The organism is Bacillus sp. FSL K6-1106, from assembly GCF_038005245.1.
GTDB lineage: Bacteria > Bacillota > Bacilli > Bacillales > Bacillaceae > Bacillus > Bacillus altitudinis.
Genome location: NZ_JBBOSV010000001.1, coordinates 2,034,003 through 2,059,915, shown reverse-complemented (window position 1 = coordinate 2,059,915; position 25,913 = coordinate 2,034,003). Strand labels below are relative to the sequence as shown.

24 protein-coding genes are annotated in these 25,913 nt (G+C 41.8%); 11 read left to right on the top strand and 13 right to left on the bottom strand.

Annotation, left to right across the window (positions count from 1 at the left end; all coding sequences use genetic code 11):
* Positions 1 to 14: 14 nt before the first annotated feature.
* The 6 genes from rbsD to MHI20_RS10770 all read right to left on the bottom strand — a co-directional run bounded on the left by rbsD (position 15) and on the right by MHI20_RS10770 (position 6,083).
* Complete coding sequence (gene rbsD, locus MHI20_RS10795; protein WP_017360008.1) at positions 15 to 407, bottom strand: D-ribose pyranase; 393 nt, start codon at positions 405 to 407, stop codon at positions 15 to 17.
* The gene (gene rbsK / locus MHI20_RS10790; RefSeq protein ID WP_277687531.1) at positions 404 to 1,282 is read right to left on the bottom strand and encodes a ribokinase; all 879 of its coding nucleotides are present in this window, start codon (positions 1,280 to 1,282) and stop codon (positions 404 to 406) included. Before rbsK ends, rbsD begins: the two co-directional genes overlap by 4 nt.
* Positions 1,279 to 2,265, bottom strand: coding sequence for a LacI family DNA-binding transcriptional regulator (locus MHI20_RS10785; protein ID WP_008343265.1), 987 nt, complete (start codon positions 2,263 to 2,265; stop codon positions 1,279 to 1,281). Before MHI20_RS10785 ends, rbsK begins: the two co-directional genes overlap by 4 nt.
* 117 nt (positions 2,266 to 2,382) lie before the next feature.
* Entirely contained in the window at positions 2,383 to 3,525 is a 1,143-nt protein-coding gene (locus tag MHI20_RS10780; protein ID WP_203143776.1) for a Ger(x)C family spore germination protein, read from the bottom strand.
* Positions 3,515 to 4,612 (bottom strand): GerAB/ArcD/ProY family transporter, encoded by a 1,098-nt coding sequence (locus MHI20_RS10775; RefSeq protein WP_041091439.1) that lies wholly within the window; start codon positions 4,610 to 4,612, stop codon positions 3,515 to 3,517. Before MHI20_RS10775 ends, MHI20_RS10780 begins: the two co-directional genes overlap by 11 nt.
* Complete coding sequence (locus tag MHI20_RS10770) at positions 4,602 to 6,083, bottom strand: spore germination protein (RefSeq protein WP_045033954.1); 1,482 nt, start codon at positions 6,081 to 6,083, stop codon at positions 4,602 to 4,604. Before MHI20_RS10770 ends, MHI20_RS10775 begins: the two co-directional genes overlap by 11 nt.
* A 747-nt stretch (positions 6,084 to 6,830) precedes the next feature.
* Between MHI20_RS10770 and pgsB the strand changes: the two genes are divergently transcribed.
* From pgsB to MHI20_RS10745, 5 genes are all read left to right on the top strand, one after another.
* Positions 6,831 to 8,012 (top strand): poly-gamma-glutamate synthase PgsB, encoded by a 1,182-nt coding sequence (pgsB, locus tag MHI20_RS10765; RefSeq protein ID WP_007497522.1) that lies wholly within the window; start codon positions 6,831 to 6,833, stop codon positions 8,010 to 8,012.
* A gap of 15 nt (positions 8,013 to 8,027) precedes the next feature.
* A complete protein-coding gene (pgsC, locus tag MHI20_RS10760; protein WP_007497520.1) occupies positions 8,028 to 8,477 on the top strand; it encodes a poly-gamma-glutamate biosynthesis protein PgsC in 450 nt (149 codons plus the stop codon).
* Between the two features lie 18 nt (positions 8,478 to 8,495).
* Complete coding sequence (locus tag MHI20_RS10755; RefSeq protein WP_017360004.1) at positions 8,496 to 9,662, top strand: CapA family protein; 1,167 nt, start codon at positions 8,496 to 8,498, stop codon at positions 9,660 to 9,662.
* The gene (locus MHI20_RS10750; RefSeq protein ID WP_008343253.1) at positions 9,659 to 9,829 is read left to right on the top strand and encodes a hypothetical protein; all 171 of its coding nucleotides are present in this window, start codon (positions 9,659 to 9,661) and stop codon (positions 9,827 to 9,829) included. The genes MHI20_RS10755 and MHI20_RS10750 overlap by 4 nt, the downstream gene beginning before the upstream one ends.
* 106 nt (positions 9,830 to 9,935) lie before the next feature.
* Positions 9,936 to 11,159, top strand: coding sequence for a C40 family peptidase (locus MHI20_RS10745; RefSeq protein WP_041507879.1), 1,224 nt, complete (start codon positions 9,936 to 9,938; stop codon positions 11,157 to 11,159).
* Between the two features lie 56 nt (positions 11,160 to 11,215).
* On the opposite strand, the gene MHI20_RS10740 is transcribed toward MHI20_RS10745, so the two are convergent.
* Positions 11,216 to 12,097 (bottom strand): Cof-type HAD-IIB family hydrolase, encoded by an 882-nt coding sequence (locus MHI20_RS10740; RefSeq protein WP_173408353.1) that lies wholly within the window; start codon positions 12,095 to 12,097, stop codon positions 11,216 to 11,218.
* Positions 12,098 to 12,445: 348 nt separating this feature from the next.
* A complete protein-coding gene (locus MHI20_RS10735) occupies positions 12,446 to 13,411 on the bottom strand; it encodes an LCP family protein (RefSeq protein WP_035389731.1) in 966 nt (321 codons plus the stop codon).
* Between the two features lie 271 nt (positions 13,412 to 13,682).
* On the opposite strand from MHI20_RS10735, the gene MHI20_RS10730 reads away from it, so the two are divergent.
* Both MHI20_RS10730 and MHI20_RS10725 read left to right on the top strand, forming a co-directional pair.
* On the top strand, positions 13,683 to 15,047 hold the full coding sequence (locus MHI20_RS10730; RefSeq protein WP_110487237.1) for a sugar porter family MFS transporter: 1,365 nt from the start codon (positions 13,683 to 13,685) through the stop codon (positions 15,045 to 15,047).
* Positions 15,048 to 15,337: 290 nt separating this feature from the next.
* Positions 15,338 to 16,735: a bifunctional glycosyltransferase family 2 protein/class I SAM-dependent methyltransferase gene (locus MHI20_RS10725; RefSeq protein ID WP_110487151.1), complete on the top strand. Its 1,398-nt coding sequence runs from the start codon at positions 15,338 to 15,340 to the stop codon at positions 16,733 to 16,735.
* A 201-nt stretch (positions 16,736 to 16,936) separates the two neighbouring features.
* On the opposite strand, the gene MHI20_RS10720 is transcribed toward MHI20_RS10725, so the two are convergent.
* From MHI20_RS10720 to kduI, 5 genes are all read right to left on the bottom strand, one after another.
* Entirely contained in the window at positions 16,937 to 18,082 is a 1,146-nt protein-coding gene (locus MHI20_RS10720) for a Ger(x)C family spore germination protein (protein WP_041507875.1), read from the bottom strand.
* On the bottom strand, positions 18,079 to 19,179 hold the full coding sequence (locus MHI20_RS10715) for a GerAB/ArcD/ProY family transporter (RefSeq protein ID WP_073412913.1): 1,101 nt from the start codon (positions 19,177 to 19,179) through the stop codon (positions 18,079 to 18,081). The genes MHI20_RS10720 and MHI20_RS10715 overlap by 4 nt, the downstream gene beginning before the upstream one ends.
* Positions 19,180 to 19,182: 3 nt before the next feature.
* Positions 19,183 to 20,649: a spore germination protein gene (locus tag MHI20_RS10710; protein ID WP_073412912.1), complete on the bottom strand. Its 1,467-nt coding sequence runs from the start codon at positions 20,647 to 20,649 to the stop codon at positions 19,183 to 19,185.
* A 104-nt stretch (positions 20,650 to 20,753) separates the two neighbouring features.
* Positions 20,754 to 21,527, bottom strand: coding sequence for a 2-dehydro-3-deoxy-D-gluconate 5-dehydrogenase KduD (gene kduD / locus MHI20_RS10705; protein WP_007499885.1), 774 nt, complete (start codon positions 21,525 to 21,527; stop codon positions 20,754 to 20,756).
* 4 nt (positions 21,528 to 21,531) lie between these two features.
* On the bottom strand, positions 21,532 to 22,359 hold the full coding sequence (kduI, locus tag MHI20_RS10700; RefSeq protein ID WP_017368169.1) for a 5-dehydro-4-deoxy-D-glucuronate isomerase: 828 nt from the start codon (positions 22,357 to 22,359) through the stop codon (positions 21,532 to 21,534).
* 258 nt (positions 22,360 to 22,617) lie between these two features.
* Between kduI and MHI20_RS10695 the strand changes: the two genes are divergently transcribed.
* The 4 genes from MHI20_RS10695 to MHI20_RS10680 all read left to right on the top strand — a co-directional run bounded on the left by MHI20_RS10695 (position 22,618) and on the right by MHI20_RS10680 (position 25,874).
* Positions 22,618 to 23,628: a LacI family DNA-binding transcriptional regulator gene (locus MHI20_RS10695; RefSeq protein ID WP_340938140.1), complete on the top strand. Its 1,011-nt coding sequence runs from the start codon at positions 22,618 to 22,620 to the stop codon at positions 23,626 to 23,628.
* 86 nt (positions 23,629 to 23,714) lie between these two features.
* Entirely contained in the window at positions 23,715 to 24,731 is a 1,017-nt protein-coding gene (locus MHI20_RS10690; RefSeq protein ID WP_259253562.1) for a sugar kinase, read from the top strand.
* Positions 24,703 to 25,311, top strand: coding sequence for a bifunctional 4-hydroxy-2-oxoglutarate aldolase/2-dehydro-3-deoxy-phosphogluconate aldolase (locus MHI20_RS10685; RefSeq protein WP_096881944.1), 609 nt, complete (start codon positions 24,703 to 24,705; stop codon positions 25,309 to 25,311). The genes MHI20_RS10690 and MHI20_RS10685 overlap by 29 nt, the downstream gene beginning before the upstream one ends.
* 107 nt (positions 25,312 to 25,418) lie before the next feature.
* A complete protein-coding gene (locus MHI20_RS10680; protein ID WP_259253560.1) occupies positions 25,419 to 25,874 on the top strand; it encodes a GNAT family N-acetyltransferase in 456 nt (151 codons plus the stop codon).
* The last annotated feature ends 39 nt before the right edge of the window (positions 25,875 to 25,913 follow it).

Sequence of the window (25,913 nt, the reverse complement as noted above, 5' to 3'; positions counted from 1 at the left end):
AGTGGCTCCTCCTTTTAAAAGATGACACCGGCATGAAGAATGCAGTTTGCGTATGGGGTGGCTTCACCCGTTCGAATCACTGCTTTTGCCTGTTTGGTCATGTCTTTAAATGTCTCGTGATCGACTTCATCTAACGGATGTGAGAACGCTTTCTTTAGAAATAAATGATCTCTCTCATTGGCTTCTTTGATTTCACTGGCGATCGTGATGTGTTCAACGGCCATTTCCTCAAGAAGAAGGGAAGTAACCTCCTGAAAGGATGGTGTGCCGATGGATAATGCAAGGTCGATTTTGACCGGGCCTTCTGGAATGGGCAGGCCGCAGTCTGCAATGACAATTGTATCTGTATGACCGAGGTCAGCAAGCACCTTGGCGATATGACTATTTAAAATACCATTTTTCTTCATTTCTTATTCTCCAATTCTTCTCTTGCTGGCATGCCGCCTTGGGCACCAAATTTTGTGACTGAGATAGATGCGGCTAAGTTGGCAAAGGCAAGTGCGTCGTATAGGGACTTTCCTTCTGTTAGTGCTACAGCCAGAGCGCCGTTAAAGGTATCGCCAGCCCCTGTAGTGTCGACAGCTTTCACAGGATAGCCCGGTACCAACACTTCTTTTGATCCATCAAAGTAACGAACCCCATTTTTTCCTTCTGTAATGAGTAATTTGTTTGGATATTGGCGCAAAGCTTCTGCTATGGTGAGTCCATCAAACATAAGAGCTGCTTCGTGTTCGTTTGGCGTGATATAGGCAGCTTGATCTAATATTTGCTGAGAGACTTTGCGAGCTGGTGCGGGATTTAAGATGACTGGAATCCCTTTTTCGCTGCAAATGGCGCAGACGGCTTCGACTGTTTCTTCAGGAATTTCCTGCTGAATGAGGACGATTCCGATATTTTCAATAGAAGAAAGAGCACCTTTTACATAATGAGGTGTTACCTCATTGTTTGCTCCTTTGACGACAACAATGCTGTTATCCCCTTCAGCTAAAATGATATGAGCTGTTCCGCTTTCCATTTCGGTAACCGGTTTCATATAGGTGGTGCGAACACCTTGTGCTTGCAAATTGCTCATAATCTCCTGACCATACGCGTCATCACCAACTCGGCCGATCATATATACATCTGCACCGAGCCTTGCGCTTGCTACTGCTTGATTGGCTCCTTTTCCCCCAGGAACCGTTTTAAATGATTCGCCTAGGACGGTTTCTCCTGCATTGGGACGCTTATTCGATGTGACAACTAGATCCATGGAACAACTTCCTACGACAACTATTTGACTCATTGTGAATCCACCTTTCTTGTGGTCTCTCGTTCAATAAAAGAGACGGGCATTTGAATAACTGCTTGATCTATTGGCTGTTTTTGAATGGCTTTAATGATCAGCTTTGCGGCTTCTTTCCCCATATCATAGGCAGGCTGCCGGATCGTTGATAAAGAAGGGAAGAGCAGTTCGCTTTGCGGAATATCATCAAATCCAATGATTTGGACGTCTTCTGGAATGGCTTTTCCAATACGAAGCGCTTCGTGTACGACGGCTGCTGCGACGATGTCATTGCTGGCAATGATGCCATCTGTTTCAGGGTACAGCTTGAAAAGAGCCTTGGCGCTTTTTCGGGCTTCCTGAAAAGAAAAAGAAGCGTTAGACATCACATGAAAGTTAGCACCTTCTTCAGTCAGAACATCAAGTGCGCCTTTGAATCTTTGCCGCGCCGTTTGAAGATGAGCGGGCCCTTTTAGCAATGTGATTTGCTGACTGCCGCGTTTGATTAATTCCATTGCAGCCATTTTCCCACCTGCCGTAGCATCTGCAAACACAGAAGGTGCATTTGGAACGGTACGATCTAAGAAGACAACAGGCAGTTCATCATCATTGTACAAATCCGATTCAGGTTCGTTTGTGACAGCGATGACACCGACCACCTGGTTTTGCTTAAAGGTTTGTAAATAGGCCATTTCCTTCTCCCGATCTTCATCACTGTTTCCGAATAATAAGCGAAAACCGTTTGCATGAATCTCATCCTCAACGCCTCTAGCCAGCTGAGGGAAGAAGGGGTTTGTGATATCAGGTAAGATGAGACCAACTAATCTTGATTCTCTTTTAAAAAGGGATCGTGCCACTTCATTGGGGAAGTAGTTTAGCTCCTGCATCGCTTGTGTCACACGGGTTTTCGTATCAATATGGACGTATCCAGTATCATTGAGCACGCGTGAAACAGTTGCAACAGACACTTGAGCAGCTTTTGCAACATCTTTAATTGTAGCCAATGGAGTGCCTCCCTTCTTTGGTGTGTAACCGTTTACACAGATAGATTATCACGAAAGCATTGAAAAAACAATCTTAAAAAAATAAAAAAAGAAAAGAAAGAGGACGTCTTCCTTTTCTTAACTAATAATGCCTGTTTGTGTAATGTTCACTTTGATTTTTGGAATGATTTTCACTTTTGGATAATCGGTGACCCAATTCATTTTCATATACTCATCATAATGTCTGACTCTATATTTTCTGCCGAGGCTTAAGACGTCAGAATTTGCTTCTTGTAATGTAGCAACAATTTTTTCTGCTTCTTTTGTCAAGATGGTTGAAAGTTTTTTGTTAAGCATTTCAATTTTTTTGTCTGTATCTAGATTATCTTTTGGGTACTCAAGGACAGAAGTTGCGAATTCAAATTTGAGTGAGTATGTTAAGTTTCGATGATCAGGATTTAGAATCTCGATGTCTCTCTTTACATCAGTGACTTGAATCGTAATGTAATTGTTTTCTTTTGACTTCATGTCGCTTCTCACTTTTTTTGTGAAGTTGGCATACTTGCCCATTTTTCCGTCCATGACGGTGAGCAAGATCGCATCTTGACCGTACAACTCGCCTTTCTTCTTCTCATTATCAAATAGGGCAACACCTTTTACACTGATTAATTTCTTCGATTGATCAAAATAGATTAAAGGCAGTGTGAAGTCCTCTCCAGTTTGAAGCATTTTAGATCGAATACTTTGAATGTTTTTAGGTGCTACTTGGGAGGAGCGTGATGCGGTTGTGATCAAGTTATTTAAATAGTCACTCACGATGAGTTTTTCCTTCAGCAGCGAGTTAATCACTTCTTCACAGGTCCCCCCTTGAACAACGGCAAGATTTGCGAGGAGGGGGCTTTTCGGATCACGATAAAACATATCTAAGTAGGGCAGAAGACGATTTTGGGCAAATTCATCACCGATCAGCATCACGCGCATTTTCGACATGTCTATTTTTTGATCCACTATCCGGCTGAAGTTGGTTCTTGCTTTTCTTAAAGTAGGTGCTTCCGTTGTGAGAAGAGTGGTTAAAAAGCTGCCAGTATTTCCTTGCTCCATACTTTGAGACTGCTGCACTTTTCGATAAGTGATTGAGTATTTCGCATTGTCATCCTCTCCTTGATCAACAGCGGAGGTTAACACAAGAGAGATGTTCTTTAATAAATTTTGATCCCAGCAGCCAGGCATGAATATGAGAGAAACACACATGAGCAACGTCAGTATGTACTTATGACGCATGTGATTTCACCTTCCCTTTGCGATGTTTGATAAAGATGATAATGGCCATAAAGATAGGGAGTGTGTAAATAAATGAATATTGAGCGATGGTGGTAAAATCATTAAAACGCTGAATTCTAAAATTATCGGTTGCAAGGTAACAGCTAGCCGCATAAATCAAAATGGCAAAATAAAAGACGTATTTTTTGTGGTCTTTTTTCTTGAGAATACTTGCTACGCCATTTGCACAGAAGTAGAGATAGTTACTGAGTGTGGCTAAAATGACAAATACCCAGAAACTAAGAAAAATTAAATCTGTCCGTTCAATCACACCGAACGAAATGGTTTTTAACAGATAAAGAACAGGATTTGGAATGATATTGAGCTCAATCGGGCTGAAGAACATAAAACAAATCACTGTGATAAATAGGTAGTAAAGTGTCGTGCATATATTGGCAATGGTCATGACCTTGTATCGCGCTTTAATGGTGCCTTTCATCAGTGGAGAGATGATCAGAATCATCTCAAATCCATTCATAGATAGTACAACATCCTTCAATCCGAGTGAAACTTGAGAAATGTCCACTTGAAAAAAAGGCATGAGATAGTCGATATTGGTTCCTTTTAATGAATAGAGCATTAAGAGAGACAGCATAAGCAAAAAGGGCGTTAGAATGAAGTTAAACCTGACGATGGCTGTAATCTGCTCCTTTGCAATGTAAATGATGGAGATCATCAGTAATAGATTTATGACCCAATTTGGTGTGAGTGGGAGCACCCAAATGCCAAGAATTCTCGTGAAAATAGATAGAACGACAATACAGACTGAGGCGAAATAAACTGTATAAAGAGCTACTAAGATTCGCCCAAACCATTTTCCAAAAACCTGAATTAATGCTTCGAAAAATGATGTCTCAGGATATTTGTGAATGATATATATAAAAATGGTATTGATGATTTGGATAAAAAAACAGGCCAAAATGATAGCCATCCATCCATCATGCCCCATATCTTTCATAAGCAAATGAGGCAGAGCTAAAATACCGACACCAATTTGAGATTGAATGATAAAAAAGACAGCTTGAGATGGAGATATTTTATTTTTCATCTTGATTTTTCCATCCTCTCAAATTTTCAATTTGCTCTTTCTTTTTTGGATTTAAGTAAACAGGGCGCTTTTTATACATCCACATCGGTAACCGAATCACAGTGTCTTTTAAGTCCTGCCAGTTAAATGGAGCTACTGGAGATAAATACGGGACACCTAGTGATTCAAGGCGGCATAAATTCATCAGGACGATCGACAGGCCGAATGAAATGCCAATAAACCCAAACATCGATGCCATGAACATGAGGGGAAAACGCAGCATCCTGATGGTAGACGTCATTTCAAACGAAGGAAGAACAAAGGAAGCAACAGCGGTCACGGCGACCACAACGATAAGAACATTCGAAATGAGCCCAGCTTTTACTACCGCATCTCCAATGACCAAACCGCCTACAATCCCAATGGTCTGTCCAATTGGCTTTGGCAGACGCACCCCAGCTTCGCGTATGAGCTCAATCGTAATCTCCATCAGCATAGCTTCTATTAAAGGCGGAAAAGGAATGCCGATAATGGAATTTTTCATCGTAATCGCTAATTCATCCGGGACTACCTCATAATGAAAGCCGATGACTGCTATATAAAAAGAAGGCAAAATCACAGCGATGATACAGGCAATATAACGAAGAATACGAATAAACGTAGCTGGAATCCAGCGACTATTGTAGTCATCTGGTGATTGAAAGAAGCTAAAGAACGTAATAGGCAGAATGATAGCCATTGGGCTGCCGTCCATTAAGACGACAATTCTTCCTTCAAGAATGGCGGATCTCACTTTGTCAGGTCGTTCTGTGTCAATAAGCTGCGGGAAGATGGAATACGAATCATCCTCAATCGCCTCTACAATAGAACCGGGGCTAAGCAGCGTGTCTACTTTAATAGAAGAAATTCGTTTGTTAACCTCATCTATCTTTTCTTGATTGGCAATATCAGAAATATAAACCGTCGCAACCTTTGTTTCAGATTTTGTACCGACCTTATGATACTGGATTGCAAGTTTTCGATCATTTAAGTGTGAACGCAGCAAATATAAATTGGTATCTAAACTCTCAACAAACCCATCATGTGCGCCTGCAATAATACTTTCAGAAGAAGGTTCAGAAATGGAACGCAGTGGCGGCTGCCCGACAGCAAATATTTTAATCTGTGCGGATTTTTCATCAAGGAAGGCAATACTTCCGGCAATAATGCTGTCGACAATCAGCGTCAAGTCACCTGTTTCGAGTGAACTAAGAGATTTTGCATAGTCCTGTTTTCCAGGAGGGCCAAGCAAGTTGCCAATAATGAAGTTGTTTAATTTACTTTCATCCACTCTTGTTTTAATAAAAAACAGCACTGATTTCGTTTCATTCACCATCAATTCCCGGTATTCAAAATCAGCGCTTTGCTGAAATGCTTTTTTCAGAATCCGAATCTTTTCCTCAAAACCACCTGATAAAAAGTGTAAGCGTGTTTGTTCATTCGTATTTGGCATCTTTAGCCTCCTCTCACAGATTTTTTAACCATAGTGTAAGCCGAGAAGATGATTTTATGCGTCATCTTTAGGGAAAGCATGACACGCACCGACAACTTTCAACTAAAATCACATTAAAAATGTTAAGAAATGATGAATCTTGATAAAAAGAAATGAATAATGTTTCATTGTTTAGGTCATAAGGAGTGAATATCGTAAAAAGAGTCTATAACAAAATGATTAATCTTTGACATCTTATCCCAATTTTTTGTGACCTGAAAATAAGCAGATGACTTGATTTTTTGAGAGGTGACCTTTGTCATAGGTCAACACATAGCGTTCTGACCAATGAGGATGACTTTCTAACCTGTTCATTTAAAAATATAAAATATTCTAAAACACGCACTATTCATTTAAAGCGCTGATATGACTGATTTCATAGAGATGAGAGGGCTTTAAAACATTGATTCAAAATACATCTTAATAATTGTCGAAAAATTTAGGGAGAAAAGGACAAAAGATTTTCCACTGTATGATGGTAACGCTTTCTCTTGTTTGAAGCAGAAATTCAGTCGTCATTTTGTCCGTCTTTTGGCCTTTTCATTTGAGCGTGAGATAGGCAAATACGCCTTCTGATTAGAGGAATTTGGCATACGAGGAAGTGAAAGATTATGTTACATAATACCGATTGTGATTTTATGCTGAACCTATATACTGTTGATTGAATTTACATATCACACTCATAAAAAAAGGAGATGTAGATAAGCGATGTGGTTAATCGTTATAGCCTGTGTCATCATGTTAGGGATTGGCTTTATTGAAAAGAAGCGTCATCAGAAAAATATCGATGCCCTGCCGGTACGCGTCAATATTAATGGTATACGCGGAAAGTCTACCGTTACAAGATTGACAACCGGTATCTTAATGGAGGCAGGTTATAAAACTGTCGGCAAAACAACAGGAACGGATGCAAGAATGATTTATTGGGATACGCCAGAAGAGAAACCGATTAAAAGGAAACCGCAAGGACCAAATATCGGAGAGCAGAAAGAAGTTATGAGAGAAACCGTTGAAAGAGGAGCAAATGCCATCGTCAGTGAATGTATGGCGGTGAATCCAGATTACCAAATTATCTTTCAGGAAGAGCTGCTTCAAGCGAATATTGGCGTGATCGTAAACGTTCTTGAAGATCATATGGATGTGATGGGACCAACTCTTGATGAAATAGCTGAAGCCTTTACAGCGACAATTCCTTACAATGGGCACTTGGTTATTACGGATAGTGAATATACAGATTTCTTTAAAGAGATTGCGAAAAAGCGCAATACTGAAGTGATTGTTGCAGATAATTCCAAGATTACCGATGAGTATTTACGGAAATTTGAGTACATGGTGTTCCCGGATAATGCTTCACTTGCACTTGGTGTCGCACAAGCATTGGGAATTGATGAAGATACGGCATTTAGAGGCATGTTAAATGCGCCGCCTGATCCAGGAGCGATGAGAATTCTTCCATTAATGGACGCAAAAACACCTGGACATTTTGTAAATGGATTTGCGGCTAATGACGCAGCATCTACATTGAACATTTGGAAGCGTGTGAAGGAAATTGGGTATCCAACAGATGAACCGATTATTATCATGAACTGTCGTGCGGATCGCGTAGATAGAACGATCCAGTTTGCGGAGGATGTACTTCCTTATATTGAAGCAAGTGATCTTGTCTTAATTGGTGAAACGACAGATCCAATTGTGAAGGCATTTGAGGATGGAAAAATTCCGGCTGACCACTTACACAACCTTGAATATCAATCTACAGAACAAATTATGAACATGCTTGAGAAAAAGCTTCATAATCGAGTGGTTTATGGAGTCGGCAATATTCACGGCGCCGCTGAACCTTTAATCGAAAAAATTCAAGAATACAAAATTAAGCAGCTTGTCAGCTAGGAGGAAATATAGAAAATGTTCGGATCAGATCTTTATATCTCGTTAATTTTAGGTGTTCTACTCAGTTTAATCTTTGCAGAAAAAACAGGAATCGTACCAGCTGGGTTGGTTGTTCCAGGTTATCTGGCACTCGTCTTTAACCAGCCAGTCTTCATTTTAGTTGTTTTATCTGTCAGCTTGCTGACATATGTGATCGTTCGTTTTGGTCTATCGAAATTTATGATTTTGTACGGACGCAGAAAGTTTGCGGCGATGCTGATTACAGGAATTGCCTTAAAGCTCATATTTGATTTCTTCTATCCAGTGGTTCCGTTTGAAATAGCAGAATTCCGCGGAATCGGAATCATCGTGCCTGGATTGATTGCGAATACGATTCAAAAGCAAGGTCTTACGATTACCCTTGGAAGCACATTACTTCTAAGTGGTGCAACATTTGCCATCATGTATGTTTACTATCTATTTTAAGATAAGGTGTGTCCAATGATGAATAAAAAATTGAGCTTTCAGGAAAAGCTGCTGAAAATCACAAAGAACCAAAAGAAAAAGACGAATAAACACGTACTGATTGCTTTACCGATTGTCATTGCTTGTACATTTCTATTTACATTTATCGGAAAAGCACAAGTACCAACTGTAGAAAAGAATCCAGAAAACATCCTGACCGCTTCGTTTGTCGGAGATATTATGTTTGGAAGAAATGTAGAGAAAGTAACAGACCGCTATGGAAAGCAGCACCTGTTCCGCTATGCGAAGCCGTATTTTGATGTATCAGATTATGTAACTGGGAATTTTGAGCATCCAGTGGCTTCAGATAAGGAACAGGCAGCACAAAAGAACATTCATTTGAAAACAGATGAAGATTCTGTACAAGCGTTAAAGGATTTGAATTTCTCTGTACTAAACTTTGCGAATAACCATGCAGCAGACTACGGTGAAAAAGGCTTAAATAACACGATTGATGCCTTTGAAAAAGCTGACATGGATTATACAGGGGCAGGGCGCAACGTCAATGATGCGAAGCAGAACATTTCATACAAAGAAGTGAATGGCGTTAAAATCGCTACCCTTGGTTTTACAGATGTATATGGAAAAGATTTTAAAGCAACAAATCGCAAGGCAGGTATTCTACCAGCTGATCCATCTATCTTTATTCCGATGATTTCACAAGCTGCTGAAAAGGCAGATATCGTTGTTGTTCATGCGCACTGGGGACAGGAATATAACAATGAAGTAAACGACAGACAAAGAGAGCTGGCAAGAGCGATGTCAAAGGCAGGTGCTGATATCATTATCGGTGCACACCCGCACGTTCTTGAGCCGATGGAAGTCTATAACGGAACAGCGATTTTCTATAGCTTGGGGAACTTTATTTTTGACCAAGGCTGGTCAAGAACACGTGATTCTGCCATTGTTCAGTATCATCTGAATGAAGATGGAAAAGCGACATTTGAAGTGGTTCCAATGTACATCAAAGAAGCGACACCTGCTCCAGTCAAAGCAGGATCTCTTGAATCAAAATCGATTATCCGTATGCTGACAAATGGCACGAATGCGGATTGGAAAGAAAAAGACGGACATATTTTCTTTGAAGTCGATCACTCTGATAAAGTTCAAACATTAAAAGAAAACGAGGGGAAGGATAAAAAATGAAATTCCTTAAAGCAAGCTGGCCGTTTGTTGCGTTAATTTTAGTCTTTGTCTTTATGTCTGCTTTTAAATTTAGTGACAGCCTTACAGATCATGAGAAACAAAAGATCTCGGTTGAAATGCAGAAAATTGAACAGCAAAAGCAGTCAAAAGCGGAAGCGAGTAAATAAAGAAATGATGATGAAAAGAGCACGCGAGGCGTGCTCTTTTTTGACGGAAAAAGGTGTAAAATGAAAGGGGTCATGTCGAAACTATAAAAGAAAGGAGGAAGAGAGGATGAAATGGAAAGGAATACTGCTTGGAGGATGTGCCATTGTAGGACTCATGTTTATGTCTCAAACAGAGGTGTCTGCTCAAACAACATCTCCTTTAAAACAAGCGGAAACGCTGATAGGTACGCCTTATCATAAAGGAGGAATCGATCCGAAAACGGGCTTTGATGCTTCTGGCTTTATACAATATGTATACAAAACAACAGGTGCATTTGATTTGCCGCGAAAGGTGATTGATCAATACCAAATCGGTGAAAACGTATCATGGGAAAAAGCGAAGCCCGGAGACCTTGTCTATTTTCGCAGTCTTGAAGAAACAAAAGACATCCCGACACATGTTGCTTTGTACGCTGGAAATGATCAAGTGATCCACATCACACTCAGTCAAGGGGTGGTGAAAACAGATGTCAGCAAAAGTAAATATTGGACCGATCGGTTCTATGCGGTCAAACGGCTGCCTGTCTCCCAAGAGATGTCGGATGATCAACTGGTGAAAGATGCGATGAAATATTTAGGAATCCCTTATGTATTCGGGGCATCAGATCCAAAAGTAGGATTCGATTGTTCAGGTTTTTTACAATATTTGTTTGAAAAATCACTTGGGATTTATTTGCCAAGAAGTGCTGAGCAGCAATGGATGGTTGGAGAGAAAGTAGCACGAGACGATATTCGACCTGGAGACTTTGTTTTTTTTAGCAACACGTATAAAAAAGGAATTTCACATGTAGGAATGTACATCGGAGGAGACCGCTTTATTCATGCGAGCCGTTCGGAAAGTGTGACGATTTCTTATTTGTCTGAATCGTATTGGCGTGAGAAATGGACAGGTGCGAAACGATTAACTGAGCTGAAACTAGCGAAAGAAGACCCAGTCGTATCAAAAGCCGCTACGTATATTGGAGAAGTACCTTATGTAAAAGGTGGTGCGAGCCCAAGGCAAGGCTTTGATACAGCAGGATTCACGCAGTATATCTATCAAGAAGTGCTTGGAATTGATATGCCTCGCTATGCGCCGGGACAAGTTAAAGCAGGTACACCTGTGAAACGATCGGAACTAAAGCCAGGAGATCTTGTCTTTTTTAAAGGGACTTCGTTGATGCCAGCCATTTATGCTGGTTCAAATCAAGTCATTCATGTGACGGTTTCAAATGGCGTTGTCATTACCAATATGAAAACAAGTACGTATTGGAAGGATAAATATGAGACGGCTGTTAGAATCAAAAAATAAAGAAAAAGCCCGATCAATGCTCGGATCGGACTTCTCGACTTCTCACTAGGCGCTGATCAGACAAGCGTCTTTTTTTCTTGAAATTGATTCTGCAAAAGCAGATCAATAAAATAGGCGACGCCATCTTCATGATTGCCTTTTGTGATATAGGTGCTTTTTTCTTTAATGACATCCACCGCATTCCCCATCGCTATCCTGTGTCCTGCTTCATCGAACATGGATAGATCATTGGGGCTGTCACCGATCGCATAAATATCGGATCGGTCTACGCCATAATGGGCTGCAAGTTTTTTGAGGGCATGTCCTTTACCTGACTCTTTTGGCAGTACCTCAATGATATGTTCTCCAGATGAGGTCAAGGAGAGCTCAGGCATCTTAGAAAGAAGATCTCGTGCTTCTTGCAGCTTATTCATATCAAAGGAGAAGCATAGTAATTTATAAGTTGGTTCATTCGACTCGAAAATTTGACGGATGTCATCGACAGGTTTGATGCCAAACTGTTTAAATTGAGTCATCGCCCCTTCCCATAAATCAGCTACATCCTCATGAGGATTGGCACTTTTGATCATATCAAATTCAGCTTTAAGCTTTTCTTTTCCATCAAATGGGGAAAGGAGGGCATCGTCTGTATAGACCTCGAAATAAATGTTCCGTTCCACTAATTCCTTTGCAGCACGTCTTCCAGCTTCTTGATCAAGGGTGATTCTGCTGAAGAGCTTGTACCCTTCTGTATGGACAGTTCCTCCGTTTGCCGCAATAATGGGAATGTCCAAATCCCCAAGAAGCTCTTTTACATCAAAAGTCGCGCGCCCTGTACAAATGGTCACAATATATCCAGCTTCCTTCGCACGAATCAATGCTTGCCGGTTTTGAGCGGATATTTCACTTTTCGTATTTAAGAGTGTACCGTCTAAATCAATCGCAATCATTTTTTTCATTGCTGTTATATCCTCCTTCATTCATGCAATAGCCTCTTCAAAGTATGTACGATTTCCTTCATTCTCATGAAAGAGTCGGATTGTGGATTCCTCTCTTTAAGGCTAAACAAAAATGGTCAATTGATCAAGGATATAAGAAAAAGCGCCCAAAAGGACGCTTTTAGCGTGTAGACAAACCCTCGCATTCTTTGTCAGTCCTGCGTGCTGGTTCTCACGAATGTCAAATTCGCTCTGCTCCGGTGCTCGTCCTTCCTAGACTGCAAAGGTTTTCTATCACGCTGAAAAGAAGAAAAAGCGCAAACACCTTTTTCAACACATAAAAAGCGCCCAAAAGGACGCTTTCAGTTTTTATGATAATTCAAGCTGTTTCTTTAATTCCGTTTTGACTTCGTTCAGTTGGTTTTGATCCAATTGGTAATAATAAACGCCATTTGGCTGGTAATCAGATCCTTTTAGTTGAATCGTATCAACAGATTTCAATGAAGTGAGTAGTGGGAAAAGACCGACTAGTTCTTTCATTGACAGGTTAGTTGAGACGTTATCGCCTAGAGTATCTATGATATTGTCATAAGACGGAATAGACGTTACTGATTTTGATTTATCGAAAATGGCTTTTAATACTTCCATTTGACGCTGTCCGCGCATGAGATCACTGTCTGCTTTTCTTGTTCTCACATAAGCGAGAGCTTGATTACCATCTAGTGTGTGAGTACCCGTTTGCAGCTGAACTTTGCCCTTTGTATCTTTAAGAATCTGTTTCACAACATATTCATCTTTAATGTTAACGGAAACACCGTTTAATTCGTTCACAATTTCCTTAAACGCTTTGAAATTACTTTCAATCACAAAGTCGACAGGGATATCTAGTAAATTCTCAACTGTACTCACCGTGAGGTCTGCATCACCAAATGCGTGTGCATGTGTAATTTTGTCATAACCATGACCTGGAATATTAACATATGAGTCCCTTGGAATACTTAATAATTTCACGGTTTTATTCGTACGATTTACTGTCGCTAATACCATTGCATCGCTTCGTGCTTGTTTGACGGTTTCGCCTGGTCTGCTGTCAATGCCAAGTAGCAAGACAGAAAAGCTGTCTTTCCCAGGATCAAATGCTTCAATCCGTTTGACAGATTGTGCACCGCGGTCTAGAGAGACTTGTGCTTTTTTCGCAGCTGTTGTCACTTTATAGTAGGCATAGCCGGTAACAGAAGCGGTTGTCAGTAAAAGAATACCAAAAATAAAAAGAGTGACTTTCACCCATGGTTTTAAACGCTTTTTGCCTTTGCGTTTACTTCTTGTTTGATCCATATATTTAAACCCTCGCTATGATTTTATAGTAAAGATGTCCTTCTTTTATGCTTACAAACTAAAACAAATATACCTTAAAACGGGATATAGTGCGACATTTTTTTCACTAACGCTTAATTGACGTTTCCTTATCTAAAAAAGTTTCAATGATACGCAAATGAAATATATTTGTCATAAAACATCGAAATGTTTGAAATGACAGGAAGTGAGGAAAATGATTTTTCATAGAGAAACATCCAGTCATTACATAGATAAAAGAGGGGTTATGATCATGAAAAATCGGAATGGGTGGCTTTATTTCTTCGGCGCACTTGGCGGCGCCTTATATGGTTACGATACAGGTGTCATTTCTGGCGCTATCTTATTTATGAAAGAGGATTTAGGTTTAAATGCATTTACAGAGGGACTTGTAGTCAGCTCGATTTTAATCGGGGCGATGCTCGGGTCTTCTCTTTCTGGAAAACTGACAGATCAATTCGGACGGAAAAAAGCGATTATCGCCGCAGCCATTTTATTTATTATCGGCGGATTTGGAACAGCCCTTGCACCGAATACGGAGGTCATGGTCTTATTCCGAATCGTGCTAGGACTTGCTGTCGGATGCTCGACGACGATAGTTCCATTGTATTTATCTGAACTTGCGCCAAAGGAATCAAGAGGGGCACTTTCCTCATTAAACCAACTCATGATCACATTTGGTATTCTTCTTGCCTATATTGTGAACTACGTTTTAGCGGATGCAGAGGCATGGCGTCTGATGCTTGGAATTGCCGTTGTTCCTTCTGTTCTTTTGTTATGTGGTATTTTGTTTATGCCAGAAAGTCCTCGCTGGCTGTTTGTCCAAGGACAGGCGGACCGGGCGAAAGAAATATTGTCAAAACTTAGACAAAGTAAGCAAGAAGTTGAAGACGAGATTGCGGATATTCAAAAAGCAGAAAGTGAAGAAAAGGGCGGTCTTAAGGAATTACTCGAACCATGGGTGCGCCCCGCTTTAATTGCTGGTGTCGGTTTAGCCTTTTTACAGCAGTTTATTGGGACAAATACGATCATTTATTATGCACCAAAAACATTCACAAGTGTCGGCTTTGGCGATTCAGCAGCCATTTTAGGAACTGTAGGAATTGGTGCAGTCAATGTTGTCATGACGTTTGTTGCGATTAAAATCATTGATCGTGTCGGGCGGAAAGCGTTACTCCTATTTGGAAATGTAGGGATGGTTCTTAGTTTGATTGTTCTAGCAGTGGTCAATCGTTTTTTCGAGGGATCAACAGCTGCAGGGTGGACGACGATTATATGTTTAGGACTTTTCATCGTCATTTTTGCTGTCAGCTGGGGTCCGGTCGTATGGGTGATGCTACCGGAGCTGTTCCCAGTACATGTCCGGGGAATCGGTACGGGGGTATCGACCTTCCTACTGCATACAGGGAATTTGATCATCTCGCTCACATTCCCAACCTTATTAAGTGCAATCGGCATCAGTAACCTTTTCCTTATTTATGCAACCATCGGCATAGGTGCCTTCTTATTTGTGAAATATTTAGTCACAGAAACGAAAGGAAAAAGTCTTGAAGAGATTGAAGAAGATTTAAAAAAGAGAAACCGTGCCGTCGTCAATGATGAAGGGGAAACGGTATGAAAAAAGACCAGCTGCATGAGGCAGCTGGTCTCAGCGTGTAGACAAACCCTCGCATTCGGTGTCAGTCCTGTGTGTCGGTGCTCACGAATCTCTCATTCGCTCCGCTCCGATACTCGTCCTTCCTAGACTGCAAAGGTTTTCTATCACGCTGAAAAGAAGACAAAGGGCTAAAAAATTCATTTTAGCCCTTTGTTAAACAAACGTTTAATCAAGAAAGGACAATCACTCATCTTCTGAACGTGCTGCCTATGACATACATATGGAACAGGCGGGCGAAAGGTGGAAATGAGATGAAAGGAAAAACGAGCATTGTGATGCTGACGTACAATGAACTGCACCTAACGAAAAAATGTATCGACAGTATCAAGAAGCATACTCGGCCTGATGAATATGAACTCATTATCGTGGATAATGCTTCATCAGACGGAACAAAGGAATATGTGAGACAACTGGAAGATGTCGTGTTGATTGACAACGAGAAGAATCAAGGTTTTGCCAAGGGCTGTAACCAAGGGGCGAAAAAGGCAACAGGAGATAGTCTTCTTTTTTTAAATAACGACACGATTGTGACCGAAAACTGGCTTTTGCCTTTAAGAGAAGCCCTTTTTGCATCAGATCGTATTGGCATGGTAGGCCCTGTCTCCAATTATGTGAGTGGTCCTCAGCTCGTTCAGCCATCTTACACAGATGTGAAGGAGCTTCCTGCCTTTGCGAAGGCATATACGGCTTCGAGAAAAGGTCAAAGAACATATGTGCACAGACTTGTTGGTTTTTGTTTGCTGGTCAAAAGAGAGCTGATCGAGGATGTAGGGTTATTTGATGAGCGGTTTGTATATGGATCATTTGAGGATGATGACCTTTGTCTGCGCTCATTGCTGAAGGGGTACCAGCTGCAAATCGTCCATGATTCTTTTGTGCATCATCACGGTCATGCTACCTTCAATGCCAATGAAGAAACGAACATCTCTACATTGTTTGCGGAGAACAGGCTTCGTTTTTTAGATAAATGGGGCATTAATTTAAATCTGATAACGCCCCATCCATATTTTGCAGCACTGCTCCCTGAGGATGCCGGATGTGTGCTGGATGTTGGCTGCGGTGCTGGGGCGACAGGACTTGAACTGATCAACCGGCAGTCTGTTGACATGTACGGAGTAGAGGCGGATGCATTAAAAGCAGAGATAGCAAAGGCGTATTACAAAGAAGTGATTGAGACAAAAGCGGAGGCGTATCCTTGGTCAGAGAAAGAAGCTTTTTTTGATGCTGTGATCTTTTCTGATGTGTTAGAGCATGTGTCAGACCCATGGCAGATGATTGCTCAAGCGCATGCGTCTTTAAAACCAGGAGGCGTGATCATTTGCTGCTTACCTAATATGATGCATGCGGAAGTACTGCTGCCTTTATTGGCAGGTGATTTTACGTATCAAGATGTGGGGATTTTAGATCGAACACATATGAGATTTTTCACACCAAACACAATGCGGGCGCTCTTTCCAGACCATTTGTTTCATCGCGTGATTGAACAGCCGATCAATGTGCCAATTGATCAAAACGTTCAATTGTTTTTTGACGAAGTGGCGAGAGTAGGAGAGTCACTTGGCTTTCAAACAAAAGCATTATCTGATCAAGTGACGCTCTATCAGCTTTTGATCGTTGCACGTAAAAAAGGCGGTTCCCCCTCCGGGTAATCCGCCTCAGCGTGTAGGCAAACCCCATTCTTTGTCAGTCCTGCGCACCGGTGCTCGCGAATCCCTCATTCGCTCTGCTCCGGTCCTCGTCCTTCCTAGACTGCAAAGGTTTTCTATCATGCTGAAAAGAAGACAAAGGGCTAAAGCAAAGTTCATTTTAGCCCTTTGTCAGCCATCTAAGGCGGATGACCGCCTTTTGTGCTACCATTTAAAGCTTTTCGTTGCGCCTTCTGCACCAAAGTTCAAGATGTTGACTTTCACATCGTAATGAATTTCAGCTTCTTGAAATAGGGTGTCCCATTCGTCACGATGCTTCTCCCAAAAGTCAGGATATTTGATGCGCACCTGATGATTTAAAAAGATCGGATCAACCCCAACTTCTTTTTGCATGTGGCGGACAGCTTTGTGAATCTGCTCAATGATTTTTTTTGAAAAGATGCGCTCATAACGCTTGATGTACTGTTCATCGAATGAGTTCTCAGAAGGATATTGATCTTCAGATAGTTTACCATTTGTTTTTATACTGACTTTAAAGGAAATCTTTCCATCTTTTAGATAAGGTTCGACCTTGGAAGCGGCTTTCTTGATTTCATACGTAATAGGAAAGCCTTTGTACGTTGCAGGAACTACTCCGCCTGAGATACGATTCATCATCCAATTTAAAGCTTGAACGTCATTTGCTGAAATAAACCCTATGAGTTTTCGTGTTTTTCCATGAATGATACCTGCTCCATCATAGACGAGCCCGTCATTAATGGCATCCACACTTTGGACAAGAAAGCTTACGCCCATCTGAAAGTAATCGGACGCTCTCCCAATACGTACCGGCAGTAAAATTTTTCCGTTATAGTCCCGGTTTTTTGATGTTTCAAAGATATGCTCAACTGGAACCTTTTGCTGCGAATTTAATTTTTGATTGAGCACTTTTGATGCATTATCACGAGTCACTAGTAGATAGCTACTTCTTCGAACCTCATCATCTCGTATAAAGTGATTGAGTGTTCCTTGAATATCGTGTTGCTCTGCCTGACTTTTGCCGAACAAAAAGATTTTAAGATGATCACTGTAGATCGGCTGATCCTTTAAGGCGACATGACTGACAGCCTCTAGCACATTTTTCCCCTTCGATACAACATTGACATAGCCTGTTGAAGCAGCTTCTTTTGTTCCACCCATATTTGGTATAAGGTTTTGGTAAGTGAGCTTTACGCCTTGATCATCTGTTTCATCGATGCCAACGCCACGCACAAACGTTAATGTCTCAATGTCTTTTATGTCCCAGCACCCTGCAGTTAGAAGAAAAAGAAGACTGGACAAGCAGAATAAAAGTAAACGCCTTCGTCTCATGCAGAACCACCTCCCCATTTTTTACGTATCGTGAGCAGCAAAAATGTGATGAAGGGAATGGCTAAAATAATGAACAGAGCGTAGCCGAGTAAAGTGGAAAAATAAAAGACTTCATTAATATTTTTTGGAAAAAGAGATAGGGCAGAGGTTAAGAAAAACAACAGCCATAGCAACCTTGTTACATTGGTCGTTTTAAAGACTGTGTGACACCCTTTAATGGCAAATTGGAAAAAGCCAAGCATACAAATAAACTGCTGGCATGTCCAAATCGTCAGTAAGAAAATATCAAAGCGTTCAATGAACACCCCTTCAAGTTCTAGCGCTTGAATGAGTGAGACGGTGGGCCATGTAAGTGACATCGTTTCTCCAACCGTCATGGAGCCAATCACAATAAAAAGCGTGAGAGAATACACAAGTGATGTAATTATGACCCCGATGGATGCGGCCCATTTGGCTTTCGGCCATTTGTCTTTATAAATGAGCGGTACGACAAACAAAATGACTTCAAAGCCTGTAAATTGAATGAAGGTTTGAGAGAATAGCTTACCAAAATCTTTAAAACCATGCGCCATCACAGGGCGCAAATAATCAAAATCAAATATTTTCAGGCTAAACAGCATTAGCCCAATATAAATAACCATCGTAATTGGGTAAATATACGTCACCATTTTCACCACTGGAAAGATACCGCTTTTTAAATGATAGATCGCTACAAGTATAAAAATCATCACAATCAGGGTCATAGGGGTCGATTGAAGAAGGAAAAACTGAACCACCTCGCCGAGTACACGCGCCTCAAAACCAACAATGGCTAGTAAATAAGCAATCATGATTAAATTAAAGATCGTGCCCAAGAAGGCACCAGCGCCTTTTTTATTTGACTCAAAAATAGTATCAGGTGCATTCTTCTCAGCAATCCAACCTAGCAAAAAAGCAACGAAAGCAAAGATGACTCCCTGTATCAATACAATGATCCAGCCATCAGGGAATCCTGAATTGGCAGAACTGCGTGGAATGGTTAAAATTCCAGCGCCTATCATTGTAGAACTGCACAGAATGGTGACTTGTAACAATGATAGCTTCTCAGCTCTGTACATCGTTTAATCTCCTTGTCTTTTGAGATTTTTTGTCTTGGCTGTTTTCGGTCTCGATTTAAATAGCCCTATCGGTAAACGAACGTACGTATCTTTTAAATCTGAAAACGGCGAAGACAAAACAGGTGTAAAATAGTCAAAACCAAAGGTTTTTAGCTGCATCAAGTGACAAAGCACAAATAAATAACACATAATTAAGCCGTATAATCCAAACATGGCTGAACTGAAGATGGCCATAAACCGCAGGATGCGTAAGGGAAAGCTGAAATCATATGATGGAGCAGTGAAATCGGCTAGTGCCGTCAGAGACACAATAATGACCATTAAGGCACTGACAATATTCGCTTGGACAGCCGCCTGCCCAATAATGACGCCGCCGATCAGTCCAATCGTCTGCCCAATCGCCCTAGGAAGACGAAGCCCAGCTTCCCGCAGCAGTTCAATCGTAAAAGACATGAGAATGGCTTCAACTACAGGAGGAAACGGAACATTCTGCCTACTGCCTGCGATTGTGAGTGCCATCTGAGTCGGTAATAAACCTGGGTGATAGGAGACAAGGGCGATGTAGAGACCAGGTAAAAAAATAGTCAAAAGCACAGCGATATAACGAAGCAGACGTAAAAGGGTCGCGCTTGTCCACCTTTGATAATAATCCTCAGGTGATTGCATCAAGGCAGTGAGAGTCATCGGCATGATGAGGGCAAAAGGTGTGCCGTCTAGCAAAATGGAGACTTTGCCTTCAAGCACAGCAGCGATGACCCGGTCAGGTCGTTCTGTATTTTGTATCTGTGGAAAAATAGTGAGGTGGCTGTCCTCGATTAGCTGTTCAATATAGCCGGTTTCAGGAATATCATCCATCTTGATCTCTTTCATTCGTGAAACAACATCTTCCACAAGTGCTGGATCTGCTATATCTCGAACGTACACGAGAGCGGCAGACTTTTTATTCCGAGTACCCACATTGACTTTTTGTATCACTAGATTCGGATCGTTTGCCCGTTCACGAAGCAATGCCGTGTTTTTTTCAAGATTTTCAATAAATCCAATCCGGGGTCCTCTTACAAGGACTTCTGATTGCGGCTCCTCTACTTCTCTAAATTGAAAAAGATTCGTATGGAGCGCAAGCGCTTGTGTAGCTCTATCCACAAATAAAATAGCCCTGCCGCTGTATAACTGCTCGATGGCAAGGTTCATATCTTCCAGCACATCATTTTGAATGCCAAAGAACGTTTTAGAAAGGGAAGAAAGTGTGGTGTGGTCGACCTCGGTAATGGTCAGTTCCTTTTGCATAGGTGAAATGATTTGTTTGGAAAGCATCTCAAATTCTGTGAGTCCTTCAACGTACACGAGACATGCAGAGACAGCGGAAGGACCAAATGAAAAAGAGTGGAACACGATATCATCACTTTTGCCGGCAAAGCTTTTGACACGCTGAATGACGGACTCTATATCTTGTTCAATACGACTTTTCATAATACCTCACCCTCATGTCTTTTTTTATAGAGTGACTCGAAAGGAGAAGAATTATGCAAATAGAAAAAAGAGAATCCCCTAAAATAGGAATTCTCTTCACATGTTTATCTCGCCAGCCAGCCGCCATCTACGGCTAAAATATGACCGTTCATATAATCAGAGGCAGGGGAGCTGAGAAAGACGGCGGCACCTGCTAGATCTTCAGGCCGTCCCCAGCGTCCAGCGGGGATTCGTTTCAGAATCTCTTCATTCCGGTTCGCATCGTCACGAATGGCTTGCGTGTTATTGGTTGCAATATAACCAGGCGCGATCGCATTGACCTGAATATGCTGACTTGCCCATTCATTTGCAAAAGCTTTCGTCAAACCTGCGACAGCATGCTTACTTGCTGTATAAGCGGGAACAAAGACACCACCTTGAAATGATAGAAGGGAAGCGATATTGACAATTTTCCCTTGCCCTTTTTTCAGCATCTGCTGTCCGACCTTTTGCGTGAGGAAAAAGAGACTGTTGATATTCACATCCATCACAGTATGCCAGTTTTCCTCTGAATATTGAGCGGCCTCTTCTCTTTTAATGGTCCCAGCATTATTGATTAAAATATCAATTGAATGCTGCTTTAAAAGGGCATCAACATCCCGCTTTGCGGACTTAGGATCTGAAAAGTCTACTTGAATCGCATGAAATGATCTGCCGGTCTGTTCGACAAGTTCTTTTGTTTCATCAAGCGGCGTATGGTGGTAGGTGCCGATGATATCTGCACCTGAACGGGCAAGCGCTACGGCAATACCTTGCCCAATACCAGTTCCAGGACCTGTGACAAGAGCTGTTTTGCCTTCGAGGGAAAAGAGGGACGCTACATATGATGTCGTCGTCATCTCATTACCTCAGCTGGTCCATCGGGACAAAGTCCATATCTTTAAACGTATAGTTTTCTCCCGCCATTGCCCAAATAAATGAATAATTTGCGGTACCTGAGCCTGAATGAATGGACCAGGCAGGTGAGATGACGGCTTCTTCATTTGCCACAACGAGATGTCTCGTTTCAGATGGCTCCCCCATAAAATGAAAGACACGTGCGTCTTCCTCTATATCAAGATATAAGTACACTTCCATCCGCCGGTCATGTATATGAGCAGGCATCGTGTTCCATGTGTTATTGGTTTCAAGCTGAGTGATGCCCATCATAAGCTGGCAGCTTTGGATGCCGTCTGCATGAATGACCTGATACAGATTCCGTACGTTTGAGGCGGATGCTTCCCCTAAATGATTCGGTGTTAATTCAGCAATCGCAGCCTTTTGTGTCGGATACGCTCTATGAGCTGTGGCTGACACAAGATAAAATTTGGCCTGCTCACCTGATGAACTAGCAAACTGTACATGTTCGTGTCCAAGTCCAATATATAAGAAATCTTTATGCTCCAGCACAAATGACTCACCATCGACTGTGACCGTACCTTGGCCGCCGACATTCACAATGCCAATTTCCCGTCTTTCAAGGAAATATTCTGTACGTAAAAAGTCGCCGGCATCTAGCTTGATCGGTTCTGATGTCGGCATAACGCCGCCAATCACCACGCGGTCCTCATGCGAATAATACAGTTTCAATTCACCACTGACAAAGAGTGTCGGAATATGAAAATGACGACGAAGTTCCTCTGTTGTAAAACGCTTGACCTGCTCAGGATGTACAGCATAACGATTTTCCATTTGAGATAAGCCTCCCTTTCCATCTGAAACATATGATTGTTTTATTTGGTATCGGTTTCAAGGAAAATTCTAGAGGAAAAAGAGAGCGGCGTCAACCGTTAATTTGAAATCGCTTTCTTTAATTGTATAAAAGCTTTTTTTTCTTCATGTTCATGAAAAAAATCTTCTGATACAGTTCAACTTGTGGTATGCTTTTTTTAAGTTTATTTGAAATCGGTTTCGAAACAAATGAGAAGATCGATCTTGGGAGTTTTTTGTATGAAAGAGAAAAAGCAAACGAAAGTCACCATTAACGAAGTTGCAGCATATGCAGGTGTCTCAAAATCAACGGTATCCAGATACATCAATGGCAGAACAAATGAAATTTCTCCTGAAAAGGTAAAAAAGATTAAAAAAGCCATTGAGGAGCTCCATTATCGTCCGAGTCAGCTTGCCCAAGGATTGAAAGTAAGAAAGAGCAAGGTCATTGGTTTTATTGTGGCTGATATTACGAATCCATTCTCTGTTGCGACACTTCGTGGTGTGGAAGAGATTTGTGATGAATATGGATACAGCATCATGGTGTGCAACACAGATAATCGTCCAGAAAAAGAACGAGAAATGCTTCTGAAGCTGAATGCGCATTATATTGAAGGACTGATCATTAATACGACCGGTCAAAACAATGACATTTTGCAAGACTTTAAGCAAAACGGTGTACCGATTGTTCTTGTTGACCGTAAGTTACCTGAACTCAAGGTCGATACCGTCACAACGAATAACCGTGACATCACGGCTCGTCTACTTCATCAAATGTATGAAAAAGGCTACGAACACATCGCTTTCTTTACTGAGCCGGTCGATGGGATTAGTCCTCGTAAAGAACGAAAAGAAGCCTATGAACAGACGGCGATGAGTCAACATAAGACACCTATGATTGCAGAAATCAATTTGAAGCAAAAGGAACAAATGCGAGATGAGATTTGTCGTTTTTTACAATCAAACCATCAGAAAAAAGCGATTTTAGCAGGCAATGGATTACTCATGCTGAAGCTCATCAGTGAACTCGTCGATCTTGGGGTGAAGATTCCTGAGGAGATAGGCATTGCCGGATTTGATGATACAGAATGGTATAAGCTGATCGGGCCAGGCATCACTACGGTGGCGCAGCCATCTCATGAGATGGGGAAAGCGGCGATGCAAAAAATCAAGACGCGTCTTGAAGGGGATAAGAGTGCACCCCAGACCATTCAACTTGATGGAGAAATCATTGTGAGAAAATCTTTATAAACGTTAGGCAGAGAAGAGTATACATACGTGCATGCTCTCTCTTTTTCAACTGTTTTGAAACCGGTACCAAGAAAGGGGAGAAATGAGTGAAAGCATTGGATGTGATCACATTTGGGGAATCAATGGCGATGTTTTATGCAAAAGAAATTGGCGAGCTTCACCAAGTGAATACGTTTCAAAAAGCACTTGCTGGTGCAGAGAGTAATGTTGCGGTCGGCTTGGCAAGATTAGGCTTTAGCGTAGGCTGGATGAGCAAGGTCGGGGCGGACTCACTTGGTACATTTATTTTAGAAGAGCTTCAAAAAGAAGGGGTCGATACGAAGGCAGTACTCCGTTCAAATGATGGAGCCAAAACAGGAATATTGCTTAAATCAAAAGTCATCGATGGAGACCCTGATGTGACGTACTACCGAAAAGGCTCTGCTGCGAGCACATTGAACCCAAGCGATTTCCCGTCCACTTATTTTCATCAGGCAGGACATCTTCATATGACCGGAATCCCGCCTGCTGTGTCTAGTGAAATGAGAGCGTTTTCTTTTCATGCCCTTAAAGAAATGAAAGAAGCAGGAAAAACCATTTCCTTTGACCCGAACCTTAGACTTCAACTATGGGAAGAGGAAGAAGACATGATTCATACGGTGAACCAGATGGCTGCTCAAGTAGATTGGTTTTTCCCAGGGCTTGCAGAAGGTCAAAGACTCACAGGATGTCATGAGCCGGAAGCGATTGCGGATGTTTATTTACAAAAAGGTGTCAAGCTTGTGGTCATTAAACTGGGAGCGGAAGGAGCCTATTTCAAAAGTGCATCCGGCCAAGGTGTAGTGGATGGTTTCCATGTGTCTCATGTCGTGGATACAGTCGGAGCTGGTGATGGATTTGCAGTGGGAGTGATGAGCGGTCTGCTGGACGGATTATCATATGAAAAATCGGTTGCAAGAGGCAATGCCATTGGAGCACTTGCAGTCATGTCCCCAGGAGATCACGAGGGACTGCCGACTCGTGAGGAGCTTCAGGCATTTATAAAAGAAGCCAAACGATATCAAAGGCGACACGATATGAAGGGAGATGAGAGGTATGGGAAAGTCAGCAAGTATGAGCGTTAAAGAGAAGCTCGCAGCTTGTAAACTCATTGCGGTGGTCAGAGCAGGTAGTGAAGCAGACGGGATAGAGATGATTGGTCGTTTAAAGAAAAAAGGGGTGCGGGCCATCGAAGTGACATATACCACGCCCAATGCAGAGCGAATCATTGCATCTTACCAGCATGACCACGACTTGATTGTCGGAGCCGGAACGATTACAACGCTTGAGCAGGCACAATCAGCCATTGAAGCCGGCTCTCAATTCATCGTTAGCCCTGGATATCTTCCTACTATCGGAGAGCACCTATCTTTTCACGATACACTCTACGTTCCAGGTGTTTTGACCCCGAGTGAAATTATGCAGGCAAAAGCAAATGGATACAGCGTGTTAAAGCTTTTTCCGAGCGGCTCCTTCGGTTTGTCCTATATGAAAAATTTGCAAGGTCCGTTTCCAGAGATTGAGTTCATCCCAACAGGAGGCATTCATCCAGTCGATGTGCCAAAGTGGCTTGAAGCAGGAGCCGTGGCAGTAGGTGTCGGCAGCCAGCTTGAAAGCAGTACAGCAGAAGAATTACAGGCTGTTCTTTCTTCCACCATCATGTAGTTCACATAAACAACCGGCTGATGACTGCCGGTTGTTTGTTCGTTTATCTGACATAAAAGATGGGAAGGCGCTTCTTTTCACGTAAAATGAGCATAAAGGAGGTCGATATGTACATTCAACAAGATGAACTAAAAGATGGTCAAATTGAACAATTGATTAAAGCTCATTTAGAAGAGATGAAAAAACATTCACCGCCAGAAAGCATTCATGCCCTTCCGTTAGACGATCTGAAAAAACATGATGTCACAGTGTGGAGTGCAAGGGATGGAGAGGTGCTTCTTGGCTGCGGAGCCATCAAGGAGCTATCAAGTGAACATGGTGAACTCAAATCGATGAGGACGGCAGCAGCCCATATGCAAAAAGGCGTGGCGAAGCATCTGTTGACCCACCTTCTCCAAGAGGCGAAGCGGCGGGGGTATAAAAGAGTGAGCCTTGAAACAGGTGCGATTGCTTTCTTTGAACCGGCAAGAAAATTATATGAAAGTTTTGGATTTCAATATTGTCCGCCTTTTGGTTCATACCAAGAAGATCCGAACAGTTTATTTATGACAAAGGAATTATAGAGGTCGAGAGAGTATGCTTTTATAAGCAGCTCTTTTTTT